The organism is Cupriavidus sp. Met-2, assembly GCF_049843575.1.
GTDB lineage: Bacteria > Pseudomonadota > Gammaproteobacteria > Burkholderiales > Burkholderiaceae > Cupriavidus > Cupriavidus metallidurans.
Genome location: NZ_JBBHZL010000008.1, coordinates 197,859 through 214,563 on the forward strand (window position 1 = coordinate 197,859; position 16,705 = coordinate 214,563).

Genomic DNA, 16,705 nt, shown 5'->3' on the forward strand with positions numbered 1-16,705 from the left:
GGAACACTGCGCGGTCGCAGTTCCCCCACGATTCAGCCCGCGCCATGCCAGACACCACCCCCACGATGCGTACCCCGACGACCGCCCGCCGGCTCGTTGCCGAAGGACTGGGTACGGCCTTGCTGATTGCGATCGTAGTGGGGTCCGGCATTCGTGCCGAGCGGCTTGCCGCTGGAGATACCGCGCTCGCCCTGCTCTGCAACGCCCTGGCCACTGGTGCCGGGCTCGTAGCGCTGCTGGTGTCGCTTGGCCCCGTGTCAGGCGGTCATTTCAATCCGGTGGTCACTCTGTCGAACCTGATCCAGGGCAATCTGTCGCCGCGCGAAGCGCTTGGTTATGTGCTGGCGCAGTTGTCCGGCGCGGTGTTCGGCGTGATGGCCGCGCACGCCATGTTCGGTCTGCCGCTGCTGGCCGCGGCCACGCAGGCGCGCACCGGTCCGCCCATGTGGTGGAGCGAATTCCTGGCGACGTTCGGGCTGATCGGTCTGGGTCTGGCCACCAGCCGCCATCGGCCGGGACTCGTGCCATTTGTCGTGGCGGGCTATATCACGGCGGGATACTGGTTCACATCGTCCACGTCATTCGCCAATCCGGCGCTGACAATCGCCTGCGCGCTGACCGACACCTTCACAGGTATTCGTGCGATTGATGCTTCGATGTTTATTCTGGCGCAGATATTTGGTTCCGCGAATGCTGCGTTGCTGTTCCAGTGGCTCTGCCCTGCCCCCATGGCAGCGGCCTCAAGCCCGCCAGCCCAACGCTGGCAAGGCCGCACGGAGCTTACCAGCGCCGATTGAGCTGAACGCCGAAGATCGAGCCGGATGTCTGGGATGCCCAGGCATCGGCTGGCGAGGCGAAGGTGATGCCATCCACATCATTGGCACGGCTGTAGGTATAGAACGCACGCAGGTTGGCGTTGCCGGCCGATTTGCCGAGCGTCAGTGTCGGCGCCACGGTGAACGCCGTGCGCTGACCGCCAACGCCAAACCCAGACGAGATCTGGTCGTGCGCGACCTCGAACGTCAGCCGGAACTGGTCGTTGGCAACGAACGCCGGTCGGACGCGCGTGGCGGCCCATTGCAGCGTGCCGATGCCCGAATGATCGAGCTGCAGGCTGGACTCCACCGAACCCGCCAGGCCTGTCCGGCTCTTCCATTCCACCGAATCCGATACCCGAACGCGTGACAGATCGTTGCCCATGCCCGAATAGCCGGTCATGGCCACGCGCGATCCCTGTCCATACTGCAGGCCAAGCCGGTTGGTGCCATAGAGCACGCCCTTCTGCTCGTGCATGGCCGATGCCCACCATGCGCCGCCCGAGTTCTCGATTTCCTGCATGGCTTCCACGCGGGTGAAGCCTACCTGGACCGAACCCTTGTCATTGGTGCCGATCGGCGCCGATCGGACTGTGTGATAGCTGGGCAGCTTGGCGCCATTTAGTTCGTTACGTGCAGTGTATTGATAACTCAGCCCGAAATCGCCCACTTTGGCGTTGTCGACGCCGAAACGCATCGATGGCGAACTCGGCGGCAGCAGGCCCGACGACATCAGGAATGGATTGCTGTCGCGGCGGCCAGCCCAGACGCTGGCTTCCTGCAGCATGGGTGTTCCCGAGAGGCCGCTGACGGAGGTATAGAAGTTCTGCACCAGCGCGTAAGGGTCCACCGCCGCGGCATTGCCGTTGACCGATGTCGTATCGGTGCCCTTGGCCTGCGCGACGAGCTGGACCTGCGTGCCGCCTCCCATATCCATCAGAGACTCGCGAATCTTGACCTCGCCCGAGCTGGTGCAGGCAAGCCCCCTGCCAAAGCCGGCCGAAGGCGTGCCACCGCCGGCGCAGGCGTGTTGCAGGCCTGACCGGTCCTCTACGGCCGCACGGCCGCTATAGCCGAGTTGCCAAACGGAATCCCCGGCCAGATTGTCTGCCGGCAATTGCGAGCGCAGGACCGGCGGCACGTCGGAAGGGGTTGGCGCGGATGCGGGGTCGCCGGTCCCTTCGCCTTGCGGCGCAGCGGCCTGCGCGGGGAACTCTCCCAGGCGGCGCGGGAACAGGACGAGTGGCGGAGGTGGTGGCGGCGGCGGCGCCAGCGAGTCGGGCGGGCCGACGAAATCCGGATCGACGGCATTTGTCGCTTCGACGGGCTTCGAGCTATCCGGGGGCGTTGCTGCTTCCGGGGAAGTTGTCGCGTTAACGGGCGGCGAGGCCTCGGGCGGACTGGCCGCCTCGGCGGGCTTGGCAGCTGCATCCGTCGGCGCAGACGACAGAATCAGGTCGCCAAGCGGATCGGCCGAGACTGCTGGTGCGGCAACTGGTTCAGGAACTGCCGCCGCAGGCTCCAGGGACGCCATCACCGAGGCCTTGGGCGACACCGTGCTCTCCGCGATGAACGGTGGCGGGGCGACGGAACTGCCGGTATGCGCGCACGCACCCAGTCCCCACGCGGCCAGTACGGCAAACGTGAGGCGACGACGGGCAAGCAGACGATGGGGGCGCAAAGCAGATAGCAGCATGACAACGGCGAAACCGGCTTGGCACGAACACCGGAACAAGGGCTCAGGTTTTATCAGGTGAACTGTTGGACTACAAGGCGGGTTACAAAATCCGCCGAAATGCTCGACTTCCCACATTGCGAAAGGCCGCGGGCCGGTCCGGCCATGCCCTGCGCACCGTTTCCGAACATGCCGGTTATCCGTTGCAGAAGTGCGAATTCCTAGCGAAAACCCCCATTCTGATGGGGCTCCGTGCCCAAAACGCCACCGCTATAATCGACCGGCCTGTCTTTCCGACAACACATCCGGATTCCCGACAGTTCTGCATACATACATATCAATAACGAGGAGATGTCCATGGAACGTCGTTCCTTCCTGTTGAAAGCGTCCGCCGTGGCCGCCACCGGAGCGCTCGCCGCTTGCGGCAAGGAAGAAAAGCCCGCCGCGCCGGCAGCATCGGCCAGCGCCCCAGCCGCCCCTGCTGTCATCGGCAGCAACCCGGCAGTGGAATGGCGGATGGCGTCGAGCTTTCCGAAGTCGCTGGACACTATCTATGGCGGTGGCGAACTGCTGGCGCAACGTGTGAAGGAACTGACGGACGGCAAGTTCAATATCAAGGTATTTGCCGCAGGTGAAATCGTGCCGGGCCTGCAGGTGCTGGACGCCGTGCAGAACCAGACCGTGCAGATCGGCCATACCGCCGGCTATTACTACTTCGGCAAGAACCCGACGCTGTGCTTCGACACGACGATTCCGTTCGGCCTGACCGCGCGCCAGCAGAACGCCTGGATGCTGCAGGGTAACGGCATGAAACTGATGCGCGAGTTCTTTAAGGAATACAACGTCGTCAACTTCCTCGGCGGCAACACCAATGCGCAGATGGGTGGCTGGTTCCGCAAGGAAATCAAGAGCGTGGCGGATCTGCAGGGTTTGAAGTACCGCATCGCCGGGTTTGCTGGCGTGGTGCTGTCGCGCCTGGGCGTGGTGCCGCAGCAGATCGCCGGTGGCGATATCTACCCGGCGCTGGAAAAGGGCACGATCGACGCAGCCGAATGGGTGGGCCCGTACGACGACGAGAAGCTCGGCTTCTACAAGGTGGCGCCGTACTACTACTACCCGGGATGGTGGGAAGGCAGCGCTCAGCTCTCGTTCTATGCGTCGGCACCCGAGTTCGAGAAGCTGCCCGCGCTGTACAAGCGCGCGCTGGAAACGGCCACCATCGAGGCCCACACGAACATGATGGCGAAGTACGACACCGTGAACCCGCAGGCGCTGGCCCGTCTGCTGGAAAACGGCGTGAAGCTGCGTCCGTTCTCGAAGGAAATCATGGAAGCCTGCTTCAAGGCCACCCAGGAAGCCTACGCGGACGAAAGCGCCAAGAACCCGTCGTTCAAGAAGATCTTCGACGACTGGCGCGTGTTCCGTAACAACGAAGCCGCGTGGTTCAACGTGGCCGAGCAGGCATTCTCGCAGTTCAGCTTCGCCCGCAAGCTGTAAGCCACAAACGCCCCTCTCCCGCGAGGAGAGGGGCGAGTGGAGAGGGCCGGCACTTTATCCGCTTGCCACGCCCGAAAGGCGCTCACACGCGCTTTCTCCCGCCCCGGTAGAATCCGCCCACAACCGGACATCTACCCGGGACATTTCCCCATGCAACTCGGCATCTTCTACGCGCTGCTCGCGTACATCATCTGGGGCCTGCTGCCCCTCTACATCAAATCCCTGCACGGCGTTGCGCCGCTGGAAATCCTGCTGCATCGCATGGTGTGGTCGCTCGTGTTTCTCGGAGCGATCCTGCTGTGGCGCCGGCATTTCGGCTGGCTTCGCGAGGTGGCGGCCAATCCACGCCTGGCGCTCAATTTCGGAGCCAGTGCGGCCCTGCTCTGCTGCAACTGGTTCCTTTATATCTGGGCCGTTTCCGCCGATCGGGTGGTCGACGCCAGCCTGGGCTACTTCATCAATCCCCTGTTCAGCGTGCTGCTTGGCGTGTTGCTGCTGCACGAGCGGCTGCGCCCCGTGCAATGGCTATCGATCGCGATTGCCGCGGCCGGGGTGATCTGGCTCACGGTGACGGCTGGGCAGTTGCCGTGGATCGCGCTCGGTCTGGCGGCATCGTTCGGCGGGTATGGACTGTTGCGCAAGACCGGTGCCCTGGGGGCGCTGGAAGGGTTGTCACTGGAAACACTACTGCTGTTTCCGTTTGCCGCCGCCGCGCTCGCCTTTCTGTTTCTGACGGGTCAGGACACCACGCGCGCCGCAGCACCGGGTACGCAGGTGCTGCTGGTGATGGCCGGTCCGATTACCGCCGTGCCACTGCTGTTCTTCGCGGCAGGCGCACGGCGCATTCCGCTGTCGCTGCTCGGGCTGCTGCAGTACGCCGGCCCGACACTGCAACTGGCGCTCGGCATCTGGCTGTACCACGAGCCGTTTCCGCCGCAAAAGCAGATTGGCTATGCGCTGATCTGGGTATCTCTGGCTATCTACGCTGCTGAAGGCCTACTTGTCAGCAAACTGCTGCAGCGGAAAACTATTAGTATTAAGAATGAAATCAGCGAAAGAACATAAAGATCAATCTATTAAGTAAATAATTTGCGAGAGAGCCAGCTGACAGGCCCTCCGCAAAATCCGGGCGCGGCACTATACTGTACGTTTATACAGTACACGATTTTCCCCTTCGTCCATGTCCTCATCCGCACGGCGCATCGCCCATCTCGACATGGATGCCTTCTATGCGTCCGTCGAACTGTTGCGCTACCCGGATCTGCGCGGCCAGGCCGTCGTGATCGGGGGTGGTCGCAACGCCGTGCCCGAGGTCCTGCCCGATGGCACGCGCCGTTATGCGCGTCTGCGCGATTACGCCGGACGCGGCGTCGTGACCACATCCACCTACGAGGCCCGCGCGCTTGGCGTGTTTTCCGCCATGGGGATGATGAAGGCTGCCAAGCTGGCACCCGACGCGATCCTGTTGCCGACGGACTTCGACGCCTACCGGCGTTACTCCGGGTTGTTCAAGGCTGCAGTCAGATCATTCACGGAACAAATAGAAGATCGCGGAATCGATGAGATATATATCGATCTGACTGATATCGATGGTGAGGCGCGCGATGTGGCGGCCCGTATCAAGGCCGCCGTGAACGCCGCCACCGGGCTGACCTGTTCGATCTGCGTGGCGCCAAACAAGCTGCTGGCCAAGATCGGTTCCGAACTCGACAAGCCCGATGGCCTGACGATCCTGACACCGGCCGATATCCCGACACGAATCTGGCCGCTGGCAGCCCGCAAGGTCAATGGCATCGGCCCCAAGGCGGCGGAGAAGCTGGCGGCTATCGGCATCGAGACCGTGGGGCAACTGGCGGAGGCCGACACCGCGCTGCTGCAGGCCCATTTCGGCCGCAATTACGCAAGCTGGCTGGCCGAAGTGGCGAATGGGCGCGACGAGCGGCAGGTCGTGGTCAGCTCCGAACCCAAGTCGATGAGCCGCGAAACCACGTTCGAGCGTGATCTGCATCCGCGCGGCGATCGTCCGGTACTGTCCGAGCAATTCACCCGGCTTTGCATGCGCGTGGCCGAAGATCTGCGGCGCAAGGGCTACGTGGGGCGCACCGTCGGCATCAAGCTGCGTTTCGACGACTTCCACACCGTTACGCGCGACCTGACGCTGACCGCCCACACCGCGGACGGCGCGACGATCCGGCATGGCGCCACCGAGTGCCTCAAGCGTATCCCGCTGGAACGACGCATCCGGCTGCTCGGCGTACGCGTCAGCGCGCTGATCCCGGCCGCCGATCAGGGCGATGACCCCGCGCCGGTCCAGGAGGAATTGCGCTTCGATGCCGAGCCGGATTCCCCGGTTTTCCGTTGAAGCGGGTTTGAATCCCCTGTGTCATACGGGCCTATCTATGTCCCGGTAGAATCGGCGGCCATGACATCCGCCACCGCCCAACGCGCCGACGCCCCTGCCGCCTGGATCACTCCCCTCCTGGCCACCGCGTGCGGCATGATTGTCGCCAACCTCTACTACGCCCAGCCACTGGTCGGTCCGATCGCGCGGGCGCTCGAGCTTTCTCCCGAGATCGCCGGCCTGATCGTCACGCTGATCCAGATCGGCTATTGCGTGGGCCTGCTGCTGCTGGTGCCCTTGGGCGATATCGTCGAGAACCGCAAGCTTGTACTGGCGCTGATCGCCGGCTGTGCGGTGGCATTGGTCGCGGCAGCGCTGGCTACCCACGCGAGCGTCTTCCTGATCGCTGGATGCGCGATAGGCCTGTGCTCGGTGGCGGTGCAGGTACTGGTGCCGTTCGCGGCACACCTCGCGCCCGAACATGCGCGCGGCCGCGCCGTCGGCAACGTGACCAGCGGCCTGCTGATGGGCATCATGCTGGCGCGCCCGGTATCGAGCCTGGTGGCGGACCTGTTCGGCTGGCATACGATCTTCGCCGCGTCGGCCGTGGCCATGGTGCTGCTTGGCGTGGTGCTGTCGCGCAAGCTGCCGCAGCGCCAGCCGGTGCCCGGCGTGAACTATGTCGAGATGCTTGGTTCGATGGGGCACCTGTTGCGCACGCAGCCGGTGCTGCGGCGGCGCGCGATGTACCAGGCGAGCATGTTCGGCGTATTCAGCCTGTTCTGGACCACCACGCCGCTGTACCTGGCCGGGCCCGCCTTCCATATGTCCCAGACCGGCATCGCCGTGTTCGCGCTCGTGGGCGTGGCCGGCGCGATTGCCGCGCCGATGGCCGGCCGCTATGCCGATCGTGGCCACAGCCGCCAGATGACTGCCATCGCACTGGCGCTGGGCGCAGGCTCCTTCCTGCTGAGCCGCATCGGCGTCGAAGGTTCGCTCATGTCACTGGCGGCCTTGACCGTCGCGGCCGTCGTGCTCGACTTTGCCGTGTCGGCCAACCTGGTGATCGGGCAGCGCGCGATCTTCTCTTTGTCCGCGGAACATCGCAGCCGCCTGAATGGGCTCTACATGGCCATCTTCTTCGTTGGCGGTGCGATCGGCTCGTCGGTTGGCGCATGGGCCTATGCGCGTGCCGGCTGGCCGCTGGCGAGCTGGATCGGCTTCGCCTTGCCGGCCATCGCCCTGCTCTATTTCCGAACCGAGCCTGCAAGCACCTGACAGCGGTTGAATCAGGCGCAAGACGTTCGTCTCCCGTGCACCAGACGTCGTCGTGTGCTCTACACTGTGCCAGCATATCGGTACCATCATTCCTGAATCCGTCGTCGCAGTACCCGCAAGATGCGGGCTTGCCGGAGACGTCCAATGGCATGGCACAAACTGCTTCCGCGGCCGCGCTGGCTGCCGCGCGCGGCACTGATATATCCGCAGCGCGTGGTGGTGGTGGGATTTGGCCTGGCGATGCTGCTGATGCTTGTCGTGGCGATGCGCGACCTTTACCTGCTGCGCGAGCGCGTCCTGATCCTGCATCAACACGATCTGGTGCTGCGCGCACTTGGCGCGGAAGCGGTTATCAATGCGGAACGGTTCAAGCTATCGTTCGTGCGCGATTACGCGCAGCAGCTTCTCGAACTCCAGCAGGGTACGAAAGCGTCCACTGACGCCGATATCGAACGTGCCTATGCGGCACGCAATGAACCTGTCTGGGAATTGCAGGTACCACTTGGCGACGCGCCGATCGTGGGGGTGTCGCCCCAGATCCTGAAAGGACTGCAAGGTTTCGAACGCCGCGACGAGGACCTGCGGGCGGATCTGCTGGCCGCGCGTCAGCTCAGCCATGTGCTGGGCGTCAGCCAGCGCAGCGACCGTCCCGATGGCACGGTGACGTTCATCTCGAGCAACGGCTTTTACGTGACATATCCCGCGTTGCCACCGGACAGGGCTCCTGCCCTGATCAAACGCTTCAGCGGGATCGACTATTACCGCAGCCTGCTTCCCGATCGCGACCCCAGCCACGAGATGCGCTGGGCGCAGGTCTACACGCAATTCGAAAGCACGCAGCTGCGCACGACACTGAGCGTGCCGGTCTACGTCGCGCAACGCTTCCGCGGCGTGGTGGCCGTGGACCTGGAGATTCGCCGTCTGCGTGACCTGATTGGCTTGCCGGAGATCCTGGGGTCTCATCGCTACCTGCTGGACCGCAACGGCAATGTCATCGTCTCGAGTCAGACCGGAGGCAAGACCAATCTGCGCTGGCCCGACGATTTCGCCGGGGACCTGCGCAATACACCCGTGTCGGACCTCATCTCGCAAGGCACGGGCATGCGGCACGTCAACGGCCAGTATGTGTACTTCCAGCGCGTGGGCAATGCCGGCAACTGGCTAATGGTGGACACGCTCGACGAATACGATGTCTATGCGACAGTGGCCCGGCGCCTCAGCTTGCCATTGCTGACGATCTGGTTCCTGCTGCCTGTGCTGATGTATGTCACGCTGCGTGTGGTGACGCTGCTGTTTGACCACTATCTGGCCGCCGGCAGGAAACTCCAGCAGATGGCTGAAACCGATCCCTTGACGCAACTGGCCAACCGGCGCCGCTTTAGCGAACAGTTCAAAAATGAAACGGCCCGCCGGCAGCGCGATGGCACGCCGCTGGCCATGCTGATGCTCGACATTGACTACTTCAAGCGCGTGAACGACAAATGGGGCCACGCCAGCGGCGATTGCGTGCTCATGGCGATGGCGGACCTGATGCGCAAGCACTTGCGCGAGATTGACTTTCCCGCCCGCCTTGGCGGCGAGGAATTCGCGGTACTGCTCCCGGGCGCGTCGTCGGATGAAGCCGTGGCGGCGGCCGAGCGCCTGCGCCTGGCCGTGGAAGCCGCGTCCGTCGAGGCGGCACCCGACGCGCCGCAGCCCGACGCGGGCGACGGACGCATCCGCTTCACCGTGTCTATTGGTGTTGCAGAAGCCGGGACCGACGGATGCCAGACACTCGACGCCATGCTGGCAGTGGCCGACCGCCGGCTCTATGTCGCCAAGGAAGCGGGGCGTAATCGGGTATGCGCGACGGATGCGCCGGTCGGAAGTGCAGCGGTGCCATCGATGCAGCGACAAGGCAATGCATGACCAGCTCCTTGCGCGGGGATACGGCAAGTGCGCCCCGCGCAAATCCATTGCGCATTTCAACTCAGCGCACGAGAAATGCGATGTCGTCGGCGGTGATGACCGACACCGGAATACCCTTGCGACGCTGAAACAGGATGTGTTGCTGAACGCGGCTGCGTTGCTCGGCGAAGACTGCGGGTTCGATCGCCAGGCCGCTGCGCGCGTAGTGCTGCACCAGCAGCTTGTAGGCGCGATGGCGGATCTGGAGCGTCTCGTTGTCCGCCCGCAGGCGCTGCCATTCGTCGGGGCTCAGGTCGAGCGTGTGATTGAGTTCGTCGACCGTGCGGGAATGCAAATCGCGATAGAGATCGCGTTCGGCTTCCATGCGGTGCAGTTCGTCACGCAGCGCGGTGATCTTGCGCTGGAGCTTGAGCGACTGGCTGACGGCCGCCTGCATGCCCTTGGCGGCTTCCAGTGCCTGGTTGGCCGCAGCCATGGTGCTTTTCCACAGGCCGCGATCGCTTGCCGCGCCGAGTTCCGGCACCCAGCCGTCCGACGCCTTGATTATCGTATCCATCTTGACCCCAGTGACACCCATTGAAACTTCTGTTTTGTTGGCCGATTCGCATCGCCGTGCGTCGGTCCGGATCGTTCTTGTCATTGCTCCGTCCGTGCGGCAGGCAACTGAAATCCATCGTAGTGAGATGTATGTCGGCCGCCAAGTCAAAGATGTTTAGATCAGATTTCCCCCCCAGCCGGCGATGCCGAAATGCGACAGCGGCAATGACCTGCGACGGCAGACAAAGCAAACAACACCACGTAAACCCCAACACATTTGCTGACGTTTTGACAGGCATTTGACAGTTTCGGCCATCTAGAATTCGGGCCATGATCGCCGATGTCCATGCCTTCGGCAGTCTGGCCAAATACATCGTGGCCGTTCTCTCAGTACAACCACAACATTCCAATAAAGACAGGAGACAGCATTGATGAATCGCTCGTTCGCCCGTTTCACGCACGCCTTCGTCGCCTCCGCGACGCTGGCCGCCGCCGTGGTGGCCGCTCCGGCCTACGCTGTGGACTCCCTCAAGGTCATGATCGGCGCCAACCCCGGCGGCGGTTTCGACCAGACCGGCCGCACCATCGGCGCGGCAATGGTGGCAGCTGGCGCGGCCAAGAGCGCCTCCTATGACAACAAGGGCGGCGCGGGCGGCACCATCGGCCTGACCCAGTTCGTCAACACCGACAAGGGCAACCCGAACGCGCTGATCGTGACCGGCGCCGTGATGGTCGGCGCGATCGAGACGAACCACCCGCCGGTGACCCTGAAGAACGCCACGCCGATCGCGCGCCTGTTCGCGGACACGATGGTGCTGACGGTGCCGGCCAGCTCGCCGATCAAGTCGATCAAGGACCTGACCACGCAGCTGAAGGCCAATCCGGGCAGCGTGAGCTGGGGCGGCGGTTCGAAGGGTTCGATCGACCACATCCTGGCTGGCCTGATCGCCAAGGAAGCTGGCGTGGACCCGAAGAAGATCAACTATGTGCCGTTCCAGGGCGGTGGTGAAGCCTCGGCATCGATCCTGGGCGGCCACGTGACCGTCGGTATCGCTGGCGTGTCCGAGTTCCTGCCGTTCATCAAGACCGGCAAGATGCGCGCGCTGGCCGTGACGTCGAAGGATCGCACCGCCGATATCCCGACGCTCAAGGAGCAAGGCATCAACGTCGAGATCTACAACTGGCGCGGTGTTTATGGCGCGCCTGGCATCTCGGCCGAACAGCGCAAGGCGATGATCGACGCCGTGGTCAAGGGCACCGAGAACCCGGTCTGGAAGGACGCGCTCCAGAAGAACGACTGGACGCCGTTCCTGCTGACCGGCGACGAGTTCGGCAAGTTCGTCGACGCGGAATCCGCCCGCCTGGGTGGCACGCTGCGCGAACTCGGCGTCGCCAAGTAAGACCGCTCCACAGGGGCCCGGCGCGCAAGCCGCGGTCCCCGACGACCAGCAAGCACGCGGAAGTTCGTTTCACCCTGTCGTTCCCGCCCGGCCGCCGACCGTCATGTCCGGCGGCGCGGAGAGCGGCACGGGGCCCGGTGCCGCCACCTGCGATGCACCAAAAACAAACCATATCGTCACCGGGCCCCGTGACCGTGCGGGTGGCAGGACCATCCGAGAGCCCCATCATGAAACCATCCCACGTCTCCATCGGCGTCGCCATCCTGGCGGTGTCCGCCTTCTTCTTTGCCGGATTGCCGGGTATTTCCGGCGATGAAGGCTATGCCGGCCTGTCGCCGCGCTTCGTCCCCACGCTGGTGGCCATCGGCCTGGCGGTGTGCGGCGCGCTGCTGACGTGGCAAGGCGTGCGCGGCGGCTTCCGCAACATGCCCGAAGAGGATGCCGAACTGCCGTCGGCGCCGCACAACTTCAAGGGCTTCCTGTGGGTGGCGTTGGGGCTGGTGGCCAACATGGCGCTGATCGGCACGCTGGGCTTTGTGTTTTCGTCGACGCTGATGATGGTGTGCGTCGCGCGTGGCTATGGCAGCCGCCGCATCGTGCGTGATGCGCTGATCGGCCTGCTCATCACGGTGCCGATGTGGGCGCTGTTCGAATTCTTGCTCGGCATCAACCTGCCGCTGCTGCCGGTAGCGGGCTTCTGAGCCCGCACCCCAACGGGAGGAACGAAACATGGATACCCTGAACCAGTTGATGCACGGCTTTGCCGTGGCCATCACGCCGCTTAACCTGATGTGGGCCCTGGTGGGCTGCTTCCTGGGCACCGCGATCGGCGTGCTGCCGGGCATCGGCCCGGCGCTGACCGTGGCAATGCTGCTGCCTCTGACCGCGAAGGTGGAACCGACCGCCGCGCTGATCATGTTCGCCGGCATCTACTACGGCGCGATGTACGGCGGCTCGACGACCTCGATCCTGATGAACACGCCGGGCGAGTCGTCGACAATGGTCACCGCGATGGAAGGCAACCTGATGGCCAAGAACGGCCGTGCCGGCCCGGCGCTGGCCACGGCCGCGATCGGTTCCTTCGTAGCGGGCACGATCGCCACGGTGCTGCTGTCGATGTTCGCGCCGGTGGCTGCCGACGTGGCGCTGCAGTTTGGCCCGGGCGAGTACTTCATGATCATGCTGCTGGCCTTCACGACCGTTTCGGCCGTGCTCGGTTCGTCGCTGCTGCGCGGCATGACCAGCCTGTTCCTGGGTCTTGGTATCGGCCTGATCGGCATGGATTCGCTGTCCGGCCAGACACGCTATTCGATGGACGTGCAGGAACTCTACGACGGTATCGACATTGTCGTGGTGGCCGTGGGCCTGTTCGCGGTGGGCGAGGCGCTGTTCAACGCCTTCTTCCCGCAGCCCGAAGGCACGTTCAACAAACTGAGCTCGGTCCACATGAACAAGTCGGACTGGAAGCGCTCGGTGCCGGCCTGGATTCGCGGCACGGTTATCGGCTTCCCGTTCGGCCTGATTCCGGCCGGCGGCGCGGAGATTCCGACGTTCCTGTCGTATGCCACTGAGAAGAAGCTGTCCGACCACAAGGACGAGTTCGGCCGCGTTGGCGCGATCGAAGGCGTGGCTGGCCCCGAGGCCGCCAACAACGCCGCGGTGACCGCCACGCTGGCCCCGCTGCTGACGCTGGGCATCCCGACTTCGAACACCACGGCAATCTTGCTGGCGGCGTTCCAGAACTACAACCTGCAACCGGGTCCGATGCTGTTCCAGACCTCGGGCGATCTGGTGTGGGGTCTGCTCGCTTCGCTGTATATCGGCAACGTGATGCTGCTGGTGCTGAACCTGCCGGCAATCGGCCTGTGGGTGCGCATGCTGCGCGTGCCGACGCCGCTGCTGTACGGTGGCATTCTGATCTTCGCAGGCCTGGGCGCGTACGGCATCCGCCAGTCGTGGTTCGATCTGCTGCTGCTGTTCGTGATCGGCCTGCTCGGCATGGCGATGCGCCGCTTCGATTTCCCGACCGCGCCAGTCATCGTCGGCCTGATTCTGGGGCCGATGGCCGAGAAGCAGCTTCGCAATGCGCTGTCGATCGGTCAGGGCGACTGGAGCCTGTTCATCAAGCAGCCGATCTCGGCAACCATCCTGGCCATGACCGTGGCGGTGGTGGTGCTCCCGCGTCTGCTGCGCTGGCACGCCAGCCGTACAACCGCGCGCGCGGAAGCGGACAACGCGGCATAAATCCCAGGTACCGCCCTTCGGGGCGGCCCGGCGGGTTTGGGCAGGGGGCTTCGGCCCCCTGTATCATTGGCGCAAACAACATCGTGCGCCGAGGAGACACGGATCGTGCCCGAATCCACTTTCACGCTAGCCGACATCGACGCCACGCTCGAACGCGTGCTGGCCCCCTGGGTGCGTGAGCTTGGCCTGCGTGCCGAAGCCGTCGATGCCGATGGCGTGACACTGCGTCTGCCTTTCAGCGAAAGCCTTCGCCACGCCGGCGGCGTGGTGTGCGGGCAGGTGCTGATGTCCGCGGCGGACACGGCGATGATCGTCGCCATCGCGAACGCCCTGGGCAATTTCCGCCCGATGACGACCGTCAGCCTCACCACCAACTTCATGCGTCCCGTGATCGACGGCGATGTGCTTGTGCGCGCCAACGTGTTGCGGCTCGGCAAGACCGTGGTGTTCGGCGAGATCGAACTCACTGGCAAGGACGGCAAGCTCGCCGTGCAGGCCACTACCACCTACGCGCTGCTTTGAACGCCGGCATGTCGACCTCCACTTCCCTCCCTTCGACAAGTGCGCAGCCGTTCGACCAGATCGTTTTCGCTGGTGGTGGCAACCGCTGCTGGTGGCAGGCCGGATGGTGGGACACCGTGGAGCCAGAGCTGAAACTGAGGCCGCGCGTGATCGCCGGCATCTCGGCGGGCGCGGCGACGGCGTGCATGGTCTACGCGAATGATTCGAAGCAGACCATGGCCTACTACCGCGAGGTGCTGGCCAACAATTCGCGCAATGCGTACTGGGGCAACCTGCTGCGGCGCGAACGCGTATTTCCGCACTACGGCATCTATCGCAACGCATTGCTTTCGCTGTTTGGCGACAGCCGTCTGGAGCGATTGCAGGAAGCGCCGGAGATTCGCATCGGCGTCGCGCATATCCCGCGCTGGAGCGGCCCGCGTCTGGCCGTAGCGGCCGGACTGCTCGCGTACAACATCGACAAGCACCTGCTCAAGACACTGCATCCGAGACTGGGCCGCAAGCTCGGCTTTCATCCGGAGTTCGTGCGCGCGCAGGATTGCCGGTCGCCCGAGGATCTGGCCGATCTGCTGCTGCAATCGGCATCGACGCCACCGTTCACGCCAGTACTTCGCCGGGATGGCCGCGCGGTGCTCGACGGCGGACTGGTCGACAACGTCCCCGTCGATGCGCTCGATGCCACGCCGGGCAATGTGCTGGTGCTGGTGACCAGGCTGTATCCACGCCCGCGCCGCTTCGTGCTCGAGGTGGACGGCCAGCGTCGCCTGTATCTGCAACCGTCGATGCGTGTGCCGATTTCGAGCTGGGACTACACCCGGCCCGAGGCGATGACGCATGCGTACGACCTGGGCTGCCGCGATGCGGAAACATTTCTGCGCGAGTGGCCCGAGATAAGAGAGGAACTGTTGCCGGCGTCTTGAGTGGTATGCGCCAGATTGGCGCCGGTCGATCGTGTGTGCAATGTGCAATGCGGCCAAGGGCTGCCAGGCAAGGAGGCATGAATGACTAAGCGTCAGGCATCAACGGCGACCACCACGAAGACAACGGCAAAAGCCCGGCGCCGCGCCAGTGAGGTTAGCGCGGAGCCGGTTGTCGAGCGTGTGCCGCGCCGCAAGCGTTCCGTGCGGCCCACCACGCGTGAAGCGGATTTCGTCGTGATCGGCGCAGGCTCCGGTGGCGTGGCCGCGGCGCGTCGCGCGGCATCGCATGGCGCACGCGTGATACTGGTCGAGCGCGACGCCATTGGCGGTACCTGCGTGAATCGCGGGTGCGTGCCAAAGAAGATGCTCTCCTATGGCGCGAACTGGGCGTCGATCCTCTCGACGTGCCTGTCACATACCGGCGGCAAGGAAGACTGGCGCGATGCCAGCGTGCGCGTGAATGCCGAAGTGGCGCGGCTCAATGCGTCGTACGCGCAACGGCTCAATGAGGCCGGCGTCGAGATCCTGCATGGCGATGCGCGGCTCAGTGGAGCGGACGAGGTGGTGGTCGGTAACGAGATCATCCGCACGCGCAAGACGCTGATCGCCACTGGCGCGCATCCCCTCGCCCTGCCCGTTCCGGGCGGCGAGCTGGCGAGTTCGTCCGATGACGTGTTCACCTGGCAGACCGTGCCTGCATCCATCGCGGTGATCGGCGGCGGCTACATTGCCGTGGAGATGGCGTCGATTCTCTCGCGCTATGGCGTGAAAGTGGACCTGCTGGTGCGCGGGGATCGCCTGCTGCCGAAGTTCGATCACGATATCGCCGCCGCGCTGGCCGAGGCGCTCGCGGCAAAGGGCGTGCGACTCCATTTCCGGGCCGACGTGACGATGCTGTCGCAGGCCAACGGCGCGACCGAAGTCTGCTACACGCAGCAGAACAATCCTGGCCGCACGCAGACCGTGCGCGCGCAGGCGGTACTCGCGGCGATCGGGCGTCGGCCCAGCATCGCCGAACTTGGGCTCGATGCGCTTGGCGTGCAGCTTGGCGAGCGCGGCGGCATTTGCGTCGATCGGCAGTTCCGCACCACGGTGCGCTCGATCCATGCGATCGGCGACTGCATGGATCGGAATCTGCATCTGACGCCGGTAGCCATCGCGCAGGGGCGCTGGCTTGCAGATCGGTTGTTCGGCAAACGTGGTGATATTGCCGATTTCGATTTCGTGCCGACCGCCGTGTTCAGCGAACCCGCGATCGGAGCGGTGGGATTGACTGAGGCACAGGCGATCGAAGCCGCCGGCGGCAGAGCCGATCGCGTGCGCACCGAGATCAAGCGGTTTGTGTCGCTGGAGAACCGCTTCGGCGGCGTGGCGCAGCCCTCGGTGTTCAAGCTGGTGTTCAACGCGCGCAGCGGACGGGTGCTGGGTGCGCACCTGATGGACAACGCCGCGCCGGAGATCATCCAGACCTTTGCCGTCGCACTGCGCCTCGGCGTGAAGGATGCGCATCTGAAGACGACGATGCCACTGCATCCCACGGTGGCGGAGGAACTGTTCGGCTAGGGATG

At 64.3% G+C, this 16,705-nt stretch carries 14 protein-coding genes; 12 read left to right on the top strand and 2 right to left on the bottom strand.

What is annotated here, in order from left to right:
- Positions 1-44 precede the first annotated feature (44 nt).
- Entirely contained in the window at positions 45-797 is a 753-nt protein-coding gene (locus WD006_RS18425) for an aquaporin (protein ID WP_231108917.1), read from the top strand.
- Here WD006_RS18425 and WD006_RS18430 read toward each other — a convergent pair.
- Complete coding sequence (locus WD006_RS18430) at positions 781-2,511, bottom strand: carbohydrate porin (protein ID WP_029306841.1); 1,731 nt, start codon at positions 2,509-2,511, stop codon at positions 781-783. The genes WD006_RS18425 and WD006_RS18430 overlap by 17 nt on opposite strands.
- 336 nt (positions 2,512-2,847) lie before the next feature.
- Here WD006_RS18430 and WD006_RS18435 point away from each other — a divergent pair, with 336 nt between their 5' ends.
- The 5 genes from WD006_RS18435 (at position 2,848) to WD006_RS18455 (ending at position 9,514) form a co-directional block, all read left to right on the top strand.
- A complete protein-coding gene (locus WD006_RS18435) occupies positions 2,848-3,987 on the top strand; it encodes a TRAP transporter substrate-binding protein (RefSeq protein WP_011517961.1) in 1,140 nt (379 codons plus the stop codon).
- A 150-nt stretch (positions 3,988-4,137) separates the two neighbouring features.
- Positions 4,138-5,052, top strand: a complete 915-nt coding sequence (gene rarD / locus WD006_RS18440) for an EamA family transporter RarD (RefSeq protein WP_029306840.1) — start codon at positions 4,138-4,140, stop codon at positions 5,050-5,052.
- A 115-nt stretch (positions 5,053-5,167) separates the two neighbouring features.
- Positions 5,168-6,349: a DNA polymerase IV gene (dinB, locus tag WD006_RS18445; protein ID WP_024569230.1), complete on the top strand. Its 1,182-nt coding sequence runs from the start codon at positions 5,168-5,170 to the stop codon at positions 6,347-6,349.
- Between the two features lie 60 nt (positions 6,350-6,409).
- Positions 6,410-7,606, top strand: a complete 1,197-nt coding sequence (locus WD006_RS18450; protein WP_029306839.1) for an MFS transporter — start codon at positions 6,410-6,412, stop codon at positions 7,604-7,606.
- Positions 7,607-7,750: 144 nt separating this feature from the next.
- Positions 7,751-9,514, top strand: coding sequence for a cellulose biosynthesis regulator YedQ (locus WD006_RS18455; protein ID WP_029306838.1), 1,764 nt, complete (start codon positions 7,751-7,753; stop codon positions 9,512-9,514).
- 61 nt (positions 9,515-9,575) lie between these two features.
- On the opposite strand, the gene WD006_RS18460 is transcribed toward WD006_RS18455, so the two are convergent.
- Complete coding sequence (locus WD006_RS18460; RefSeq protein WP_011517966.1) at positions 9,576-10,070, bottom strand: hypothetical protein; 495 nt, start codon at positions 10,068-10,070, stop codon at positions 9,576-9,578.
- Positions 10,071-10,482: 412 nt separating this feature from the next.
- On the opposite strand from WD006_RS18460, the gene WD006_RS18465 reads away from it, so the two are divergent.
- From WD006_RS18465 to WD006_RS18490, 6 genes are all read left to right on the top strand, one after another.
- Positions 10,483-11,451 (top strand): Bug family tripartite tricarboxylate transporter substrate binding protein, encoded by a 969-nt coding sequence (locus tag WD006_RS18465; RefSeq protein ID WP_008641004.1) that lies wholly within the window; start codon positions 10,483-10,485, stop codon positions 11,449-11,451.
- Positions 11,452-11,678: 227 nt separating this feature from the next.
- Positions 11,679-12,152 carry a tripartite tricarboxylate transporter TctB family protein gene (locus tag WD006_RS18470; RefSeq protein ID WP_008641005.1) on the top strand — a complete coding sequence of 158 codons (474 nt, stop codon included), beginning with the start codon at positions 11,679-11,681 and terminating at the stop codon, positions 12,150-12,152.
- A gap of 28 nt (positions 12,153-12,180) precedes the next feature.
- The gene (locus tag WD006_RS18475) at positions 12,181-13,695 is read left to right on the top strand and encodes a tripartite tricarboxylate transporter permease (protein ID WP_011517968.1); all 1,515 of its coding nucleotides are present in this window, start codon (positions 12,181-12,183) and stop codon (positions 13,693-13,695) included.
- 105 nt (positions 13,696-13,800) lie between these two features.
- Positions 13,801-14,217, top strand: coding sequence for a PaaI family thioesterase (locus WD006_RS18480; RefSeq protein WP_008641008.1), 417 nt, complete (start codon positions 13,801-13,803; stop codon positions 14,215-14,217).
- Between the two features lie 8 nt (positions 14,218-14,225).
- Positions 14,226-15,137 (top strand): patatin-like phospholipase family protein, encoded by a 912-nt coding sequence (locus tag WD006_RS18485; RefSeq protein WP_011517969.1) that lies wholly within the window; start codon positions 14,226-14,228, stop codon positions 15,135-15,137.
- 81 nt (positions 15,138-15,218) lie between these two features.
- Positions 15,219-16,700 (top strand): dihydrolipoyl dehydrogenase family protein, encoded by a 1,482-nt coding sequence (locus WD006_RS18490; protein ID WP_011517970.1) that lies wholly within the window; start codon positions 15,219-15,221, stop codon positions 16,698-16,700.
- The last annotated feature ends 5 nt before the right edge of the window (positions 16,701-16,705 follow it).

Coding starts and splice junctions, on each gene's coding strand:
- WD006_RS18425 (WP_231108917.1), top strand. CDS start 45: ATGCCAGACACCACCCCCACGATGCGTACCCCGACGACCGCCCGCCGG.
- WD006_RS18430 (WP_029306841.1), bottom strand. CDS start 2,511: ATGCTGCTATCTGCTTTGCGCCCCCATCGTCTGCTTGCCCGTCGTCGC.
- WD006_RS18435 (WP_011517961.1), top strand. CDS start 2,848: ATGGAACGTCGTTCCTTCCTGTTGAAAGCGTCCGCCGTGGCCGCCACC.
- rarD (WP_029306840.1), top strand. CDS start 4,138: ATGCAACTCGGCATCTTCTACGCGCTGCTCGCGTACATCATCTGGGGC.
- dinB (WP_024569230.1), top strand. CDS start 5,168: ATGTCCTCATCCGCACGGCGCATCGCCCATCTCGACATGGATGCCTTC.
- WD006_RS18450 (WP_029306839.1), top strand. CDS start 6,410: ATGACATCCGCCACCGCCCAACGCGCCGACGCCCCTGCCGCCTGGATC.
- WD006_RS18455 (WP_029306838.1), top strand. CDS start 7,751: ATGGCATGGCACAAACTGCTTCCGCGGCCGCGCTGGCTGCCGCGCGCG.
- WD006_RS18460 (WP_011517966.1), bottom strand. CDS start 10,070: ATGGATACGATAATCAAGGCGTCGGACGGCTGGGTGCCGGAACTCGGC.
- WD006_RS18465 (WP_008641004.1), top strand. CDS start 10,483: ATGAATCGCTCGTTCGCCCGTTTCACGCACGCCTTCGTCGCCTCCGCG.
- WD006_RS18470 (WP_008641005.1), top strand. CDS start 11,679: ATGAAACCATCCCACGTCTCCATCGGCGTCGCCATCCTGGCGGTGTCC.
- WD006_RS18475 (WP_011517968.1), top strand. CDS start 12,181: ATGGATACCCTGAACCAGTTGATGCACGGCTTTGCCGTGGCCATCACG.
- WD006_RS18485 (WP_011517969.1), top strand. CDS start 14,226: ATGTCGACCTCCACTTCCCTCCCTTCGACAAGTGCGCAGCCGTTCGAC.
- WD006_RS18490 (WP_011517970.1), top strand. CDS start 15,219: ATGACTAAGCGTCAGGCATCAACGGCGACCACCACGAAGACAACGGCA.